At 41.3% G+C, this 14,988-nt stretch carries 13 protein-coding genes; 9 read left to right on the top strand and 4 right to left on the bottom strand.

The genetic code is table 11. The features are described 5' to 3' along the window. The 3 genes from FBQ94_RS11780 to hisD form a co-directional block, all read right to left on the bottom strand. A partial coding sequence (locus FBQ94_RS11780) for an aminotransferase class I/II-fold pyridoxal phosphate-dependent enzyme (protein WP_285442152.1) occupies positions 1-336 on the bottom strand: 336 nt, incomplete at its 3' end. Positions 337-347: 11 nt separating this feature from the next. Further along, entirely contained in the window at positions 348-482 is a 135-nt protein-coding gene (locus FBQ94_RS11775; protein ID WP_285442151.1) for a hypothetical protein, read from the bottom strand. 11 nt (positions 483-493) lie between these two features. Continuing rightward, on the bottom strand, positions 494-1,681 hold the full coding sequence (gene hisD, locus FBQ94_RS11770) for a histidinol dehydrogenase (protein ID WP_285442150.1): 1,188 nt from the start codon (positions 1,679-1,681) through the stop codon (positions 494-496). Positions 1,682-1,868: 187 nt separating this feature from the next. Here hisD and FBQ94_RS11765 point away from each other — a divergent pair, with 187 nt between their 5' ends. Both FBQ94_RS11765 and FBQ94_RS11760 read left to right on the top strand, forming a co-directional pair. After that, on the top strand, positions 1,869-2,834 hold the full coding sequence (locus tag FBQ94_RS11765) for a ribonuclease H family protein (protein WP_285442149.1): 966 nt from the start codon (positions 1,869-1,871) through the stop codon (positions 2,832-2,834). A gap of 150 nt (positions 2,835-2,984) precedes the next feature. Further along, on the top strand, positions 2,985-4,001 hold the full coding sequence (locus FBQ94_RS11760) for an aspartate-semialdehyde dehydrogenase (RefSeq protein WP_007221018.1): 1,017 nt from the start codon (positions 2,985-2,987) through the stop codon (positions 3,999-4,001). A 204-nt stretch (positions 4,002-4,205) separates the two neighbouring features. Here the strand turns inward: FBQ94_RS11760 and FBQ94_RS11755 are convergent, their stop codons facing one another. Then, complete coding sequence (locus FBQ94_RS11755; RefSeq protein WP_083849215.1) at positions 4,206-5,432, bottom strand: (Fe-S)-binding protein; 1,227 nt, start codon at positions 5,430-5,432, stop codon at positions 4,206-4,208. Between the two features lie 266 nt (positions 5,433-5,698). Here FBQ94_RS11755 and mutL point away from each other — a divergent pair, with 266 nt between their 5' ends. The 7 genes from mutL to radA all read left to right on the top strand — a co-directional run bounded on the left by mutL (position 5,699) and on the right by radA (position 14,984). Next, positions 5,699-7,567: a DNA mismatch repair endonuclease MutL gene (gene mutL, locus FBQ94_RS11750; protein ID WP_007221020.1), complete on the top strand. Its 1,869-nt coding sequence runs from the start codon at positions 5,699-5,701 to the stop codon at positions 7,565-7,567. A 185-nt stretch (positions 7,568-7,752) separates the two neighbouring features. Continuing rightward, positions 7,753-8,118, top strand: a complete 366-nt coding sequence (queD, locus tag FBQ94_RS11745; protein ID WP_007221021.1) for a 6-carboxytetrahydropterin synthase QueD — start codon at positions 7,753-7,755, stop codon at positions 8,116-8,118. A gap of 26 nt (positions 8,119-8,144) precedes the next feature. Further along, positions 8,145-9,434: a 3-hexulose-6-phosphate synthase gene (gene hxlA, locus FBQ94_RS11740; RefSeq protein ID WP_007221022.1), complete on the top strand. Its 1,290-nt coding sequence runs from the start codon at positions 8,145-8,147 to the stop codon at positions 9,432-9,434. Between the two features lie 44 nt (positions 9,435-9,478). Then, a complete protein-coding gene (locus FBQ94_RS11735; protein WP_007221023.1) occupies positions 9,479-9,979 on the top strand; it encodes a UvrB/UvrC motif-containing protein in 501 nt (166 codons plus the stop codon). After that, a complete protein-coding gene (locus tag FBQ94_RS11730) occupies positions 9,969-11,027 on the top strand; it encodes a protein arginine kinase (RefSeq protein WP_007221024.1) in 1,059 nt (352 codons plus the stop codon). The genes FBQ94_RS11735 and FBQ94_RS11730 overlap by 11 nt, the downstream gene beginning before the upstream one ends. A gap of 17 nt (positions 11,028-11,044) precedes the next feature. After that, complete coding sequence (locus FBQ94_RS11725) at positions 11,045-13,525, top strand: ATP-dependent Clp protease ATP-binding subunit (protein WP_007221025.1); 2,481 nt, start codon at positions 11,045-11,047, stop codon at positions 13,523-13,525. 97 nt (positions 13,526-13,622) lie between these two features. After that, positions 13,623-14,984, top strand: a complete 1,362-nt coding sequence (gene radA, locus FBQ94_RS11720; protein WP_007221026.1) for a DNA repair protein RadA — start codon at positions 13,623-13,625, stop codon at positions 14,982-14,984. Positions 14,985-14,988: the final 4 nt, after the last annotated feature.

Genomic DNA, 14,988 nt, shown 5'->3' with positions numbered 1-14,988 from the left:
GTATGCTTCATCAATAACAAGCACACCATCTACCTGAGAAGCGATCTTTGATATTTCGCCCGGTGATATCATTGTTCCCGAAGGGGAATTTGGGTTTGCAAGAAAAGTAACCTTTGCTCCTTTTACTATAAAATCCCCGGGAAGAGCATACTCTTCAGTAAAATCTACAGCATACTCAGACGCGTCCTGCAGTTCAGCAAGTGTTTTATAGAGCATATACGATGGATAAGGGAAGACCACTATGTCGCCGGGTCCAGCGAAACTTCGTATGATAATCGACAATAAATCATCTGAACCGTTTCCGGCCATAACATACTCTGGCCTTGTGCCTAACACCTGAGCAATTTTTATTCTGGCTGCTGTTGCGACTGGATCAGGGTAAAGACGTCATTTGTATTAAGCTTTATATAAATGCCGTCTTTCGGTTGTTCACCTGGTATATATCCCGACATCTTTTTAATATTGTCTCGAAAATAACTCAATGGCATACTCCTTATTTCAGAGATTTACTCTTCTCTTTGTTTAATCTGATTTGAATGGAACGTGTGTGTGCGTCACTACCTGTAGGGAGTACATGAGAAGGCCCTGCGATATAATCTCCTAATGCGACAGGTGTATAGGAACCCAAAAAGATTGCCCCGGCATGCTTAATATGCGACAACACGTTTCTGGGATTTTGCGTCATAATTTGTAAATGTTCCGGAGCTAAGGTATTTGCAATGTCTATACATTCGTCAATATTTTTTGTCAAGAGAATGATACCGAATTTATCAAGACATTTTTTTGTATCTGTACGCCGTTTCAATTTGGTTATTTGTAGCTTTAACTCTGCCATTACTTGTTCTGTCAACAACTCTGAGAAAGTAACCAGTATTGCGATACCTGGTGTATGTTCTGCTTGCGATAACAGGTCAGATGCTACAAACGATGGATTTGCGTGGTCATCAGCTACAATTACTACCTCACTCGGTCCTGCCAGCATATCGATGCCGGCATATCCAAAGATTTCCCTTTTCGCAAGCGTTACAAATATATTCCCGGGTCCCACGATTTTGTCTACTTTTGGAACTGTTTCTGTGCCAAACGCAAGGGCGGCAATAGCCTGGGCGCCACCAATCTTATAGATTTCATTCACACCCGATTCCTTTGCAGCTACCAATCTTTCTGGCGGGATGGTTCCATCTTTTGCAGGTGGTGTAGTCATGATTATCTTGCCAACACCTGCTACACGCGCCGGTATGGTATTCATCAATACCGTTGATGGATAAGAGGCGGCGCCACCCGGAACATAAACCCCTACGCTCTCAAGAGGGGAATACACCGTATCAAGCACAACACCATGTGTTTTTAACGGGCTGATATTACGGATTCGTATGTGTTCCTGGTACGTCCATATATTTGTGATAGCCCGTTGAATAGACCTTACAAAAGGAAGTGATATCTTCTTATACGCTTCCGCAATTTCTTCATCCTTTACCTGAAATTCATCTGGCAGGAGAGAAGCCTTATCAAAGCGTTTACTATAGCTTACAATAGCCTTATCTCCACGCTTTTGAATATCGCGGATGATTTTGAGTACGGCATCTCTCTGATTTGAGAAACCGTCTAAAACACTTAACCGTCGCTTGAGTTTCTTAATTTCCTTATCAATATTACATTCCCATGTTCTGAGCACCTGCATTGCTGTATTCCAAAAATTAACGAGGCATAAGCCTCGTTTAGTCTATCGTGAATTATGTAAGGTAGCTGTACAAAATATCCAGAAATTATATTTTTTACTGAAAATATTGTCAAGGGAAATGAAATGAGTTTCATTTTGACTTTCACATGCAAGGCGATATAATACAAAAAATTTTAGGTATTGTACTATGACTATAATAGCAGGGGTAGATGAAGCCGGATATGGTCCTGTGCTTGGACCTTTGGTAATTACAGCTATTGCTTTCGATGTGCCGGATGAAAAGATAGATTGCTCGCTATGGAAATTGCTGGAAGATGCTGTTTCAAACGGTCTCAAAAGCAAGATGCATCGATTGACTGTTCGGGACAGTAAAAAGTTGTATAATGCGCGTAGCGGGTTAAAACCATTAGAAGATATTGTTCTCTCTTTTCTGTTATCAAAAGATGTAAAGATCACATCATTTTATCAATTGCTTAACGTTCTATCGTGCTGCCACATCAAGATACTCAGCCGTTATCCCTGGTATGCCGGGAAAGATTATCCGTTGCCATTGGCTACGAGTGTTTCTGCTGTTTTAAATTATACCCATTTGTTAAAATATGTTTTACAGAAGCAAAACATCCAATTTTGCTATACAGTCAGTCGCGTTGTAACGGTTAAAGAATTAAATGAACAGGTAGAGGTATCAGGAAATAAGGCTACGGTATTATTCGATAATTTTATAACGCTTGTTACTGATCTGTGGAACCGTTGTGATGGCGCTGGCACTATAAGATTAATTGCAGATAAGCAAGGTGGCAGGAATAGTTATCTTAGCCTCTTAAGAGACCGGTTGCCCGGAGTGGATATAACGGTCTTAAAAGAAGGTGTTAAAGTTTCAGCATATAAGATTTCATGTGCACGAAGAGAAATGGAGATATCTTTTGTGGAGAAAGGTGAAGATGCCTGCATGACGGTAGCTCTGGCATCCGTGTTTAGCAAATATATGAGAGAATTATTTATGCGGTTGGAGAATCACTATTGGCTTCAATTTGTCCCTGATTTAAAACCAACAGCGGGCTATTACGAAGATGCGCAGAGGTTTTTATCAGAGATAGCGTCCATTAAAAAAAGAGAATTGATCCAGGATGATATCTTAATACGTAGTAAATAGATATTTAAAATTACAGAGTACACAGTGAAAGAATAAAAATAGCTGATCAAAGAGAGACGGAGAAGAAAGAGAAAAAAGGTTAAGGACTTTCTTTGTGTTCTTAGTGTCTTTGTGGCTAACTTCATGAATGAAAGGAGTTTTTTAAAGAAAATGGCTGTAAATGTGGCGGTTGTAGGCGCAACAGGCGCTGTAGGCGAGGAATTTTTACGGATATTGGAAAGCAGAAAATTTCCTATACATGAATTGAGATTGCTGGCTTCAAAACGTTCTGCCAGCAAGAAGATGAAGTTTTGCGGGGTTGATTATACAGTACAGGAATTAACCAGGCAATCATTTCAGGGTATAAAGATTGCTCTGTTTAGCGCAGGGGCAAATATTAGCAGGGAATATGTACCCTATGCTATCGAGAGCGGTGCTATTTGTGTGGATAATTCCAGTGCCTTTAGAATGGATGATGATGTTCCCTTGGTGGTACCCGAGGTAAACCCTCAGGAAATTGCCAGGCATTATGGTGTAATTGCCAATCCTAACTGTTCTACCATTCAGATGGTGGTCGCTCTGAAACCGATCCATGATGTTGCCGGGATAAAGAGAATTGTTGTCTCAACATATCAGGCAGTATCTGGTGCAGGGCTGAAGGCAGTTGATGAACTTCAAAAGGAGACTTCCAGCATCCTCGAGGGTAAGAGAGATTTTAAGAGAAGTTTATTTCCGCATCAGATTGCATTTAATGTTTTGCCCCAGATTCCCCAGAGTAATGCGTTTTTGTCCGATGGATATACATCTGAGGAGATGAAGATGGTGAATGAGACGAAAAAGATTATGGGGGATAATAGCATTGGGGTGACCGCAACAACGGTACGCGTACCTGTTATTCGTAGCCATAGTGAATCAGTTAACGTAGAAACAAAGAAAAAGATTACTGCCCGGGAGGTAAAAGATCTCCTGCTAAAAGCGCCGGGTGTTACTGTTATAGATGATCCGGGCAATCAGCTATATCCTCTGGCTACAGATGCGGCTGGGAAGGATGATGTGTTTGTGGGGCGTATCCGTGAGGACAAATCCATTGAGAATGGGATTAACTTATGGATTGTGAGCGATAATCTCCGAAAAGGAGCTGCCCTCAATGCCGTCCAGATTGCCGAAAAGTTATTAGAAAAGTTATGATAGGGAAGAAAATCTGATTTACCACGGAGGACGCAAAGAAAGGCAAATTTAAGATGCAGGGCAAGGCTTTAGCCTTGCTCCCCGCCTCTGAATATGCGCACAGGGATAGTAACCCTAAAGAGTTGCCCTACAGAAAAAATCCTATACTATAAATAAATTTGTCTGTTTTCTCTGCACCCTCTGCAGGGAACTATTTCTCTGTTGTTAACGGGCTGACACCATTGCATCTCTTAGTACTTGTATGGTATGCACACAGGTAATTTCAGAACCTCGTGAGGCAAGAAGATCCTCGATCTGCATCCGGCATCCGGGACATCCCGTTGCTACTGCTTTTGCACCGCTTTTTTCTATGGTTCTTGCCTTATGTTCACCAATCTTCATTGAGAGGTCATAATGCAGTATATTAAATATTCCACCGCCGCCGCAGCATCGTTCCGGAGTTTCCATTTCCTGAAACTGGGCCGAACGTCTCAGGATATCCCTCGGCTGCTTTGAGATATTTTGTCCCCAATGGAGATGACATGGATCGTGGTATGAGATTTTTGTCGTTAGGGGCTGTAGTTTATACGTAAAATATTTTTCAATAAACTCGGATATATCATAGAGTTTTTCTCTAAATTTTTGAGAACGATCGCCTAAGATATGATGGTAATCCCTTTTCAGTGTCCTTCCGCAAGTGGCGCAGGCAGTAATAATAAAATCAACCTGGGCTTCCTCAAATACCCTTACGTTTGTTTCCGCTAATTTCCGTGCTGTTTTTACGTCTCCCAGCGACCGTGCGGGAATACCGCAGCATAGCTGTTTGGAGGGAATAATTACCTCAACATCGAGATGGTGTAATACCTCGACCACCGCATCTGCAATATCGGTATAAACATAGTTGATAAGGCATCCCACATAAAAACCCACCCGCATTTTAGGATTATGTATCTTTTTTGTAGTACGGTATTTGTCTAATACAAATTCTTTTGCCAGAGGCGGAATCCATCTTCCATCCATAAACATCAGCGGTAAATGCCTCATGGCGCCATGTCGTTTTAAGGGAACAATCCGTTGAAAAGCGCTGGCTGATTTTAAAAGAAGATTAAAGAGCCGTCTTCGGGGAAGAAAGAGCTGTAATATTATTCGTGGTATAAGCCATATCCCGATATGATTTGCCAGGTCATCGGTCATTGTCTGTATAATAAAATCATAATCGACGCCCGAAGGACAGATACTGGAGCATCGGAGGCATTTCTTACAGGAGAGGAGATAATCTCTCAACTGTTTTGTGTAAAAGATCTCGCCATCCCGTAATGCTTCTGCAAGGCTAATGCGACCTCGCGCTACCATGGACTCGTTACCTGTTTCGATAAAAACAGGGCAGATTGAGCGACACTTACCACATTTAGCACACTTGTTAATTTCCGTTTCCCGTGTTTTCGTAATCATAATGTTTATTTTACAATACCTTATTCTTTATCATGTACTTCATTCTGTTGTTTTCCTTAAATCCTGGAAAATATCTATTTAATATAACACAAATTTACTATAATTTAAATAAACTAATCCACTACTGTTGCAGTATATTTCGTATAGCGGATAAATAGCAGTATTGTATATATGAATTATCTTTAAACGTATCTTAGGCTTTTGTGATCTATTTACCAGGGCAGGATTTATACGCTCCTGCGTATTTACTTTATGGAATATGATGTATGTCAAAAATAAAAATTCTTCCCTCATCTGTTATTAATAAAATTGCTGCAGGTGAGGTGATTGACCGCCCGGCATCTGTAGTAAAGGAATTGATTGAGAATGCTATTGATGCCGGAGCATCGAGAATTGATACGTATTTAGAAGATGGGGGCAGAAAACTGATACGTGTCTCAGATGATGGTGTCGGGATGGATACTGAAGACCTTGCGATTGCCTTTCAAAGCCATGCTACCAGTAAACTGCAGAGTGCAGATGATTTATTTTCAATTCATTCCCTGGGTTTTCGGGGAGAAGCGCTGCCGAGTATTGGAGCCATTTCACACGCGTGTATTATTTCCAGGGCGAAAGGAACTATACACGGAGCGGAAATAAGAATCGACGGCGGAGTTCTTGGGCACATGAAGGAGCGGGGTGCGCCTGAAGGTACACAAGTTGAGGTAAGGGATCTGTTTTTTAATACTCCTGTACGGAAAAAATTCATGAAGACCGCACCTACGGAAATAGCGTATATTTCCGAAGTATTAACGAGATTTTCTCTCTCCTATCCGAAGATTCATTTTACCCTTATGCATAACAACAGGATGGTGTTCAACCTTCCACCCGTTCATGATGTAGCTGAACGTATTGGGATGTTCTTTGGTGAGGAGATGAGAAAACATCTTATCAGCGTATTTCTCAGAGAGGAAATGTGTGCCCTTTCAGGATATGTTGTACCTCCTTTTTTTAATAAAGCGAATGCAAGGATGCAATTCATATTTTTGAATGGCCGCTATATCAAGGATAGCGCTATCTTTCGGGCTATTCATGAGGCCTATCACGGAAAATTAATGCATAAGAGGTATCCGATTGTTTTCTTGTTTCTTCAGGTGGAGCCATCCGAGGTGGACGTGAATGTCCACCCGACAAAAATTGAGGTGCGCTTCCGGAATACGAACGTAATGTATAATTATATCCTTTCAGCATTAAAAGAAGGTTTAAATAAATCAACAACTCAACCTGCTACGATACTATCTCCTATACAAGAGCTGGAAAGGGAATCGATAAAGACAGAGGGAGCAGACCTTATAAAAAAGTCATTGTGGGAACAATTCTCTTTTAAAAGGGCAGATGAGCTTTCCACGAGACATGGATTAACAAAGAGGCATGAACCTATCTCTCTTCCTTGCGAAAGCGCAAACAGGGACGATGAAAAATCTGTTTTGAGACCTATATCGAAGATAGATAATGATATTCAAACGAACAGAGAAACAGATAAAGAAGAAAAGATAAGAATTCCGGAAGGCATTATGAGAAGCAAGAGAGTATATCTCCAAATTCATAATTCCTACATCGTAGAAGAGACGGAAGATGGATTGAATATTATAGATCAACATGCCCTGCACGAGATAATCTTGTACCATGAAATAGAATCGAGTATACGCGCTTCCAGGTCTTTCAGTCAACGCTTACTAATACCCGAACTTGTCGAGCTGAATCCAAAAGATTTTTTTAGTGTTATCAGTTTGAGAGAATATCTGGAATCGATAGGAATTGAGGCTGAGGAGTTTGGTCAGCATACGGTTGTGATCCGTTCCTTTCCGCAAATTCTGAAGCATTTAAATGCCAAAGCATTTATAGAGGAGATACTAGCCGAATTAAGCGAGGAAGATTTCCTGAAAGGAAAAGATAAGATTTTAAGCAAGTTAATCAGCGTTATGGCATGCAAAGGCGCTATCAAGGCAGGTCAAAGGCTTGAACCACAAGAGATAGAAGAACTCCTGGAAAAGAAAAGAAGTATACATGCATACATACATAACTGTCCACACGGCAGACCAACAGCTTTAAATTTTTCTCTGGATGAGTTACAAAGACAATTCAAAAGAAAATAGCAATAATAAAATATCGTAACATTGATTTTAAACTATCCTATGTTTTTTTATAGTGAGAGTTTAAGTATATTTAAAGGGCCAAGAAATCACTTGACTTTTATTTTTACGAGTGATAAGATTTTTATATAATTCATTGTGGCAATTTGTATTACGGTAAAACAAGACATCTCTTTGGTGTAGAGTACATGTTTGAATTAATCGTTGAAACAGATTTTTCTGCAGCGCATAACCTGCGGGAATACAAAGGGCAATGCGAGAGGCTTCACGGTCATAATTGGAAGGTTCAGGTTGTTTTAAAGGCTGAAAATTTGAACAAATTAGGTATGGTTATGGATTTTCGGGAAGCGAAAACTATTCTTGGAGAGATCATAAATACTTTTGATCACGCTTACTTGAACGAACTTCCTGCTTTCAAGGTTTTAAACCCAACGACGGAAAACCTTTCTCAATTACTCTATCATGAGTTGAAGAGTAAACTGCCCGCCGGAGTGATGGTTGGCAGAGTAACAACCTGGGAATCTGACCGTTGCGGGGCTGTATATTTTGAATGAGTTCTTTTACAATATAAGGGTAGGCAATGGCGGTAATATTACAAGTGGCCCTCGATTTTGTTGATCTTCACCGGGCTGTAAAGGTTGCTCAGGAGGCGATTGAGGGGGGGGCTGATTGGCTTGAGATTGGCACTCCGCTTATTAAGAGCGAGGGGATGAATGCGATACGCCATTTTAGAAAGTTATTTCCTGCTGTAACTTTGGTTGCTGATATGAAAACTATGGATGCGGGTCGTACTGAGGTGGAGATGGCTGCAAAAGCGGGTGCGAATATTGCCGTTGTGATGGGGCATGCTCCTGATTCAACAATAAGGGAGTGTATAGAGGCGGGAAGGAATTATGGTATAAAAATTTGTGTAGACTTTATGAATGATAGCAAAATCGATGAACATATTACGAATATAGAAAAATGGGGCGCAGATTATATTGCTGTTCATACCGCTATAGATGATCAAATGCATGGGGAAACGCCTTTCAATATGTTGCAGCGTATCGGTAGTAAAGTAAAAATACCCATCGCTGTTGCAGGTGGTATAAATTCTGAAAACGTACTGGATACCGTAAATGCAGGAGCAAGCGTTGTTATTGTCGGTGGATATATTACGAAATCAAAAAACGCAAAAGTTGCAGCAGAAAGTATTAAGAATGCGATTAGAGAGAATCGGCGGATCTGTACGACACTATTTAAAAGGGTAACGCCCGAAGAAGTCCGGGATGCTTTAATGAAACTTTCTACGGCGAATATTTCAGATGGCAGTCACCGTGCAGAAGGTATTACCGGATTATACCCAATATATACTAATATGAAATTGCTCGGTAATGCGGTTACTGTCCGGACATATCCTGGCGACTGGGCAAAGCCGGTTGAGGCTATAGATATTGCAAAAGAGGGTGATATAATTGTGATTGATGCGGGAGGGACTGGTCCTGCAGTTTGGGGAGAATTAGCAACTCACAGTGCATTGCAAAAAAAAATACGGGGTGTGGTTATTCATGGAGCAATGCGGGACGTTGCAGAAATCAGGAAATTAAACTTTCCGGCTTTTACAAAAATGGTGATGCCAATGGCGGGTGAACCAAAAGGATTTGGTGAGATTAACGTGCCGATTCGCATATCGGGAATTCAAATAAATCCTGGTGATTGGATTATAGGAGATGATGATGGGTTGATGGTGCTTCCCCAGTCGGAAGCAGATATTATGGTTAATTACGGTATGGACTGTTTAGAAAAAGAGAATAGGATTCGAGAGGAAATAATATCTGAAAAAAGTTCTTTAGGAAAAGTCATAGATGTGTTAAAATGGGAAAAAAGATGATTTTATTAGACTTAATCTAAAGATTCGATTGAGGTAATTAAAGAATGAAGTGTGAGTCCTGCAATAAAAAGCATGCGACGGTTCATTTAACCGAAATTGTTGGCACTGCAAAGAAAGAGCGGCACCTTTGCGAAGAATGCGCGCAAACCGTTAATACACAACTTGCAAAAATTCCAACACCTACAGAGATATTGACCAGCCTGATTAATCAAGTAGCGCCAGAAATTAACGAGATGTCTAAGATCTCTTGCCCGGTATGTGGATTATCCTATCTGGATTTCCGCTCTCATGGTCGATTGGGTTGTCCTATGGATTATACTATTTTCAGGAAAGGTTTGATCCCGTTATTAGAAAAGATGCATGGTAGTACTCAACATGTAGGAAAGGTTCCTTCGAGGGCCGGAAAAGAATTAATCAAAAAAAATGAACTCATGCAATTACGAAGCGAACTCAATAAAGCGGTGGAAAAAGAGGATTATGAAAAGGCGGCGGAGTTGAGGGACAAGATTTATGAACTTTCAGGCGACAACAATAATGAAGATTAGTGATTTAACTGATAATACAGGAGAATGGTTAAGAGGAACGGGACCTGATTCAGATATTGTTATTAGCAGCAGGATTCGTTTGGCAAGGAATGTGGCGCGATTTCCCTTTCTTTCGAGGGCCAATGTAAAGCAAAAAACGGAACTTGAGGAAATCATAAGGGATAAGATTAAGGAATCTGAAATTACCCAGGACCTTTTTTATGTAAATCTTGCAGATATTTCGCCTGTGGATCGGCTTTTTCTTGTAGAACGTCATCTTATTAGCAGGGAGCATGCCGGAGGAGAGGGCGTAAGGGGCGTTGCTTTTGGAAAATCAGAAACCATTAGTCTTATGGTAAACGAAGAAGATCACCTGAGAATACAAGTGATTCGTTCAGGATTTGAATTAAAGGAAACATGGAAAACAATTGATGATATTGATAATAAGTTAGAGAAAAAGATAAACTATGCTTATTCCTCGCGTTTTGGTTATTTGACATCCTGCCCTACGAATGTTGGCACCGGAATGAGAGCCTCTGTTATGTTGCATTTACCTGCACTGGGCATGACACACCATATTGAAAAGGTATTTAATGCGGTTGTGAAACTTGGACTAGTAGTAAGGGGGATGTATGGTGAGGGGACGCAAGTTTCCGGAGATTTGTATCAAATCTCTAACCAGTTTACCCTTGGGAAATCAGAATTGGAAATTATTGAAATTATAGAGAGTGTGATTCCCAGGATTACCAGTTATGAGCGAATGGCGCGAAAAGCATTGGTTTCTGAAAGCCGGGAACAATTGGAAGACCGTGTATGGCGGTCTTACGGTATGCTTAAGGTCGCGCGGACGATTTCTTCCGATGAAATTTTGCACTTGCTATCTCAAGTACGAATGGGCGTTAACTTAGGAATAATTAACGATATTCAAATGAAAACATTAAATGAACTCTTCATACTTACACTACCTGGGCATTTACAAAAGTTAGAAGGACGAGAGCTTACTTCTGCTCAGAGAAATATTATTCGCGCATCGTATGTAAGAAAGCGCCTTGAAAAGATAGAAAGTTGAAAGGATAGGTATGTACTATGTTTGATCGATTTACTGATCGTGCTAGAAAAGTTATGGCGCTCGCACGCGAGGAAGCCAGGCGATTCAATCACGAATATATTGGAACCGAGCATATTTTGCTGGGGTTGGTGAAGGAAGGCAGCGGGGTTGCGGCAAATGTTTTGCAAAACCTCGATATAGAGCTGAAAAAAATACGTCTTGAAGTAGAAAAAATTGTGCAAAGCGGTTCAGACCTTGTTTCCGTAGGACAGTTACCCTTCACCCCGCGTGTAAAAAAGGTACTGGAATACGCTATGGAAGAAGCACGGGCATTAGGGCACAATTATATTGGGACAGAGCATTTATTATTGGGATTGCTGAGAGAACAGGAAGGTGTTGCGGCACAGGTATTGTTAAATCTTGGCGTAAAACTTGAGGATGTACGGGAAGAGGTTATTGGATTGCTGGGCTCTGAAGCTGCTCAAGGGGGCGCCAATCAGGAGAAAGAAGAAAAGAAGGGGAAATCGAAAACCCCTGCTTTAGATTCTTTTGGGAGGGACCTTACACAACAAGCGAGAGAACATGAGCTTGACCCTGTTATTGGACGTCAGGATGTGATTGAACGTGTTATTCAAGTCTTGTGCCGGCGCACAAAGAACAACCCAGTGTTGTTAGGTGAGGCTGGTGTTGGAAAGACAGCTATCGTTGAAGGTCTTGCACAGGCAGTTGTGCAGGGGAATATTCCTGAATTATTAAGAGACCGGCGGATTGTAGCTCTGGACCTTGCAATGATGGTCGCTGGTACGAAATACAGAGGTCAATTCGAGGAACGTATTAAAGCGGTAATGTCTGAGGTAAAAAGGGCAAAAAATATCATCCTGTTTATTGACGAGCTGCATACTCTGGTAGGCGCAGGTGGCGCAGAAGGTGCAATTGACGCATCCAATGTTTTAAAACCTGCATTATCACGGGGTGAAATCCAGTGTATTGGCGCTACTACGCTCGATGAATATAGAAAATATATTGAGAAAGACGGCGCCCTCGAAAGAAGATTCCAGACTATCGTTGTTGAACCTCCTTCGAAGCTGGAAACCATTGAAATACTGAAAGGACTTCGCGACCGATATGAGGCGCATCACAAAGTTCAAATCCTGGACGAGGCTTTGGAGTCTGCAGCAGAATTATCAATTCGCTATATTACGGGAAGATACCTTCCTGATAAAGCTATTGATGTGATTGATGAAGCATGCGCAAGGGTGAGGCTCAAAGCAACTACACAACCTCCCGATCTGAGGCATATCGAGGAAGAAATCAATAAACTGGAAAAAGATAAGGACGAATCTGTGGCAATACAAGATTTTGAGAGAGCTGCCCGCCTACGGGATAAAGCGGATAAGCTGAAAAAGAAAAAAGAGTCTATTGAAAAGGAATGGCGGGAAACCCGCGCTGAGGTCGAAGGTGTTGTAAACAGTGAAATTGTAGCTGAAGTTGTTTCCAAGATGACAGGGATTCCTATTACCCGTATCGAATCTGCTGAAGCGAAGAGATTACTTCGTATGGAAGAAGAACTTCATAAGATGGTGATTAGTCAGGAAGAAGCAGTAAAAGCGATTGCCAAAGCGATACGTCGTTCTCGCGCAGGATTGAAAAACCCTAATCGTCCGGTAGCGTCTTTTATATTTGTAGGTCCATCCGGTGTAGGTAAGACTCACCTTGCAAGATCGCTGGCTAAATTCTTGTTTGGAGAAGAGGAAGCCCTTATTCAGATTGATATGTCTGAGTATATGGAAAAGCACAACATCTCACGGTTAATTGGCGCCCCTCCAGGCTATATTGGCTATGAAGAGGGAGGTCAACTGACAGAGAAAATTCGCCGGCGCCCGTATGCCGTGGTATTGTTGGATGAGATTGAGAAGGCCCATCCTGATGTATTTAATATGCTCCTGCAGATTATGGAAGACGGGAAGTTAACTGATAGTTTCGGGCGGCATGTCGATTTCCGGAATGTAGTTATTATTATGACCTCAAATATCGGAGCAGATGTTATTAAGAATCAGGCATCTTTAGGTTTCAAGAAGGTAACGGATGAGCACACCTATGACACCATGAAAGAGCAACTCAAGAAAGAAGTTGATAAACATTTCCGTCCGGAGTTTTTAAACCGGGTAGATAATATTATCGTCTTCAAACCGCTGAATAAGGAAAATTTGAAGAATATTATTGAGATTGAATTGAAAGGTGTTAAACAGAGACTGCAGAGTTTCAATATTGAAGTTACCTTGTCGGACGATGTGCTGGAATTCCTGATAGAGAAAGGATATAATCAAAACTACGGCGCGCGTCCGCTGCGAAGAGCAATAGAAAGTTATTTAGAGGACCCGCTTTCAGAAGAGATATTACAGGGCAAGTTCGAGGGGAAGAGACATGTGAGGGCAAGGGTGCATGAGGGCAAGCTTGTCTTTGACGAGGTGGCTGAAAAACCAGAGCCTGCATTAGCAAATGCTGAAAGTAATCTCTAAATGAAACAAAATAATTTGAAATAAAAAAAGGGGAGAGTGAAAACTCTTCCCTTTTTTTATTTCAGGATGTTGAGAGTAATTATAGTATTGGTACCCTATGTCAAAAACAGGCGTCGTTTATGTTTGCCAGCACTGTGGTTGGAAGAGTTTAAAATGGGTCGGGCGTTGTGGCGGTTGTGGGGAATGGGACTCGACCGTTGAAGAAATTCAGACCTCCCATACCGGCTTGCATTCTAAATCTGTCGCATTTAACCGTGAATTGCCACAACCCATAACAAGGGTGAAATCACCGGAGTGCCCGTGCATAGAGACGGGAATGAAAGAATTTGACAGAATTCTCGGTGGTGGGATAATTGTTGGTTCCGCTGTGTTAATTGGTGGAACACCCGGTATTGGCAAATCTACACTTCTTTTACAAATATGTCAGAATATCAGCCAAAAAGGGTACACAACTCTTTATATTACTGGTGAAGAATCGGTAGCCCAAACTAAATTACGGGCTGAAAGGTTATCCATCCTGTCAGATAATTTACTGGTTGTTGCAGAAACAAATCTTGATTTTATCCTGGAAAATATCCATAATACTCATCCGACTATGGTGGTGATCGATTCCATTCAAATGATCTATAAATCCCAACTCGATTCTTCTCCGGGAACGGTTGCACAAGTACGCCAATGTGCTAATGAGTTGATTTACACTGCCAAGTCCACCGGGTCTGCTATTTTTCTGGTTGGGCATGTAACCAAACAAGGTATTATCGCTGGTCCTAAAGTTTTGGAACATATGGCAGATACGGTCTTATATTTTGAAGGAGAAAAATCCCAGTGCTATCGTATTCTGAGGGTTGTTAAGAACAGGTTCGGTTCTACCGATGAAATCGGTATTTTTGAGATGAGAAAAAATGGATTGCAGCAAGTAGATAACCCGTCCGAAATATTTATTTCGCAAGGCAGGAGGATAAACACCGGCTCGGCTATTATTCCTTGTATGGAAGGCACCAGGGCTTTACTGATTGAGATTCAGGCCCTCGTTGCAAGGGCGAATTTCGGTATGCCGGAAAGGAAAGTTAGTGGAGTAGATTATAACCGAGTATCTATGATCCTCGCTGTTCTTGAAAAACGGATAGAACTGAAGTTAGGAGGACAGGATATTTTTGTGAATATCGTGGGAGGGGTTCAGATAGATGAGCCGGCAGCAGACCTTGGCATTGCTATGACGATTGCATCAAGTTTCAAAGAAAAGGTAATACCATCAGATATGGTAGTTATTGGAGAAGTAGGACTCGGCGGAGAAGTTCGTAACGTAAATCAAATTGAGATCCGGTTAAAAGAGGCGCAAAGGCTCGGTTTTAAAAGAGCCGTCATTCCAAAGGATAATGTAAAAGGTATTGGGAAAGAATTTGGGATAGAATTGATCGAGGTTGGTTATCTTTCCGAAGCTATAGAAATTATAGGATAAATTA

Source organism: Candidatus Jettenia sp. AMX1 (genome assembly GCF_030263775.1).
Lineage (GTDB): Bacteria > Planctomycetota > Brocadiia > Brocadiales > Brocadiaceae > Jettenia > Jettenia caeni.
The sequence above is the reverse complement of the archived record's forward strand: the minus strand, read 5'-3'. Positions and strand labels throughout refer to the sequence as shown.

Bases quoted from the DNA above. Each gene is read 5' to 3' on its own strand.
- hisD (WP_285442150.1), bottom strand. From the start codon at position 1,681: ATGCAGGTGCTCAGAACATGGGAATGTAATATTGATAAGGAAATTAAG.
- FBQ94_RS11765 (WP_285442149.1), top strand. From the start codon at position 1,869: ATGACTATAATAGCAGGGGTAGATGAAGCCGGATATGGTCCTGTGCTT.
- FBQ94_RS11760 (WP_007221018.1), top strand. From the start codon at position 2,985: ATGGCTGTAAATGTGGCGGTTGTAGGCGCAACAGGCGCTGTAGGCGAG.
- FBQ94_RS11755 (WP_083849215.1), bottom strand. From the start codon at position 5,432: ATGATTACGAAAACACGGGAAACGGAAATTAACAAGTGTGCTAAATGT.
- mutL (WP_007221020.1), top strand. From the start codon at position 5,699: ATGTCAAAAATAAAAATTCTTCCCTCATCTGTTATTAATAAAATTGCT.
- queD (WP_007221021.1), top strand. From the start codon at position 7,753: ATGTTTGAATTAATCGTTGAAACAGATTTTTCTGCAGCGCATAACCTG.
- hxlA (WP_007221022.1), top strand. From the start codon at position 8,145: ATGGCGGTAATATTACAAGTGGCCCTCGATTTTGTTGATCTTCACCGG.
- FBQ94_RS11735 (WP_007221023.1), top strand. From the start codon at position 9,479: ATGAAGTGTGAGTCCTGCAATAAAAAGCATGCGACGGTTCATTTAACC.
- FBQ94_RS11730 (WP_007221024.1), top strand. From the start codon at position 9,969: ATGAAGATTAGTGATTTAACTGATAATACAGGAGAATGGTTAAGAGGA.
- FBQ94_RS11725 (WP_007221025.1), top strand. From the start codon at position 11,045: ATGTTTGATCGATTTACTGATCGTGCTAGAAAAGTTATGGCGCTCGCA.
- radA (WP_007221026.1), top strand. From the start codon at position 13,623: ATGTCAAAAACAGGCGTCGTTTATGTTTGCCAGCACTGTGGTTGGAAG.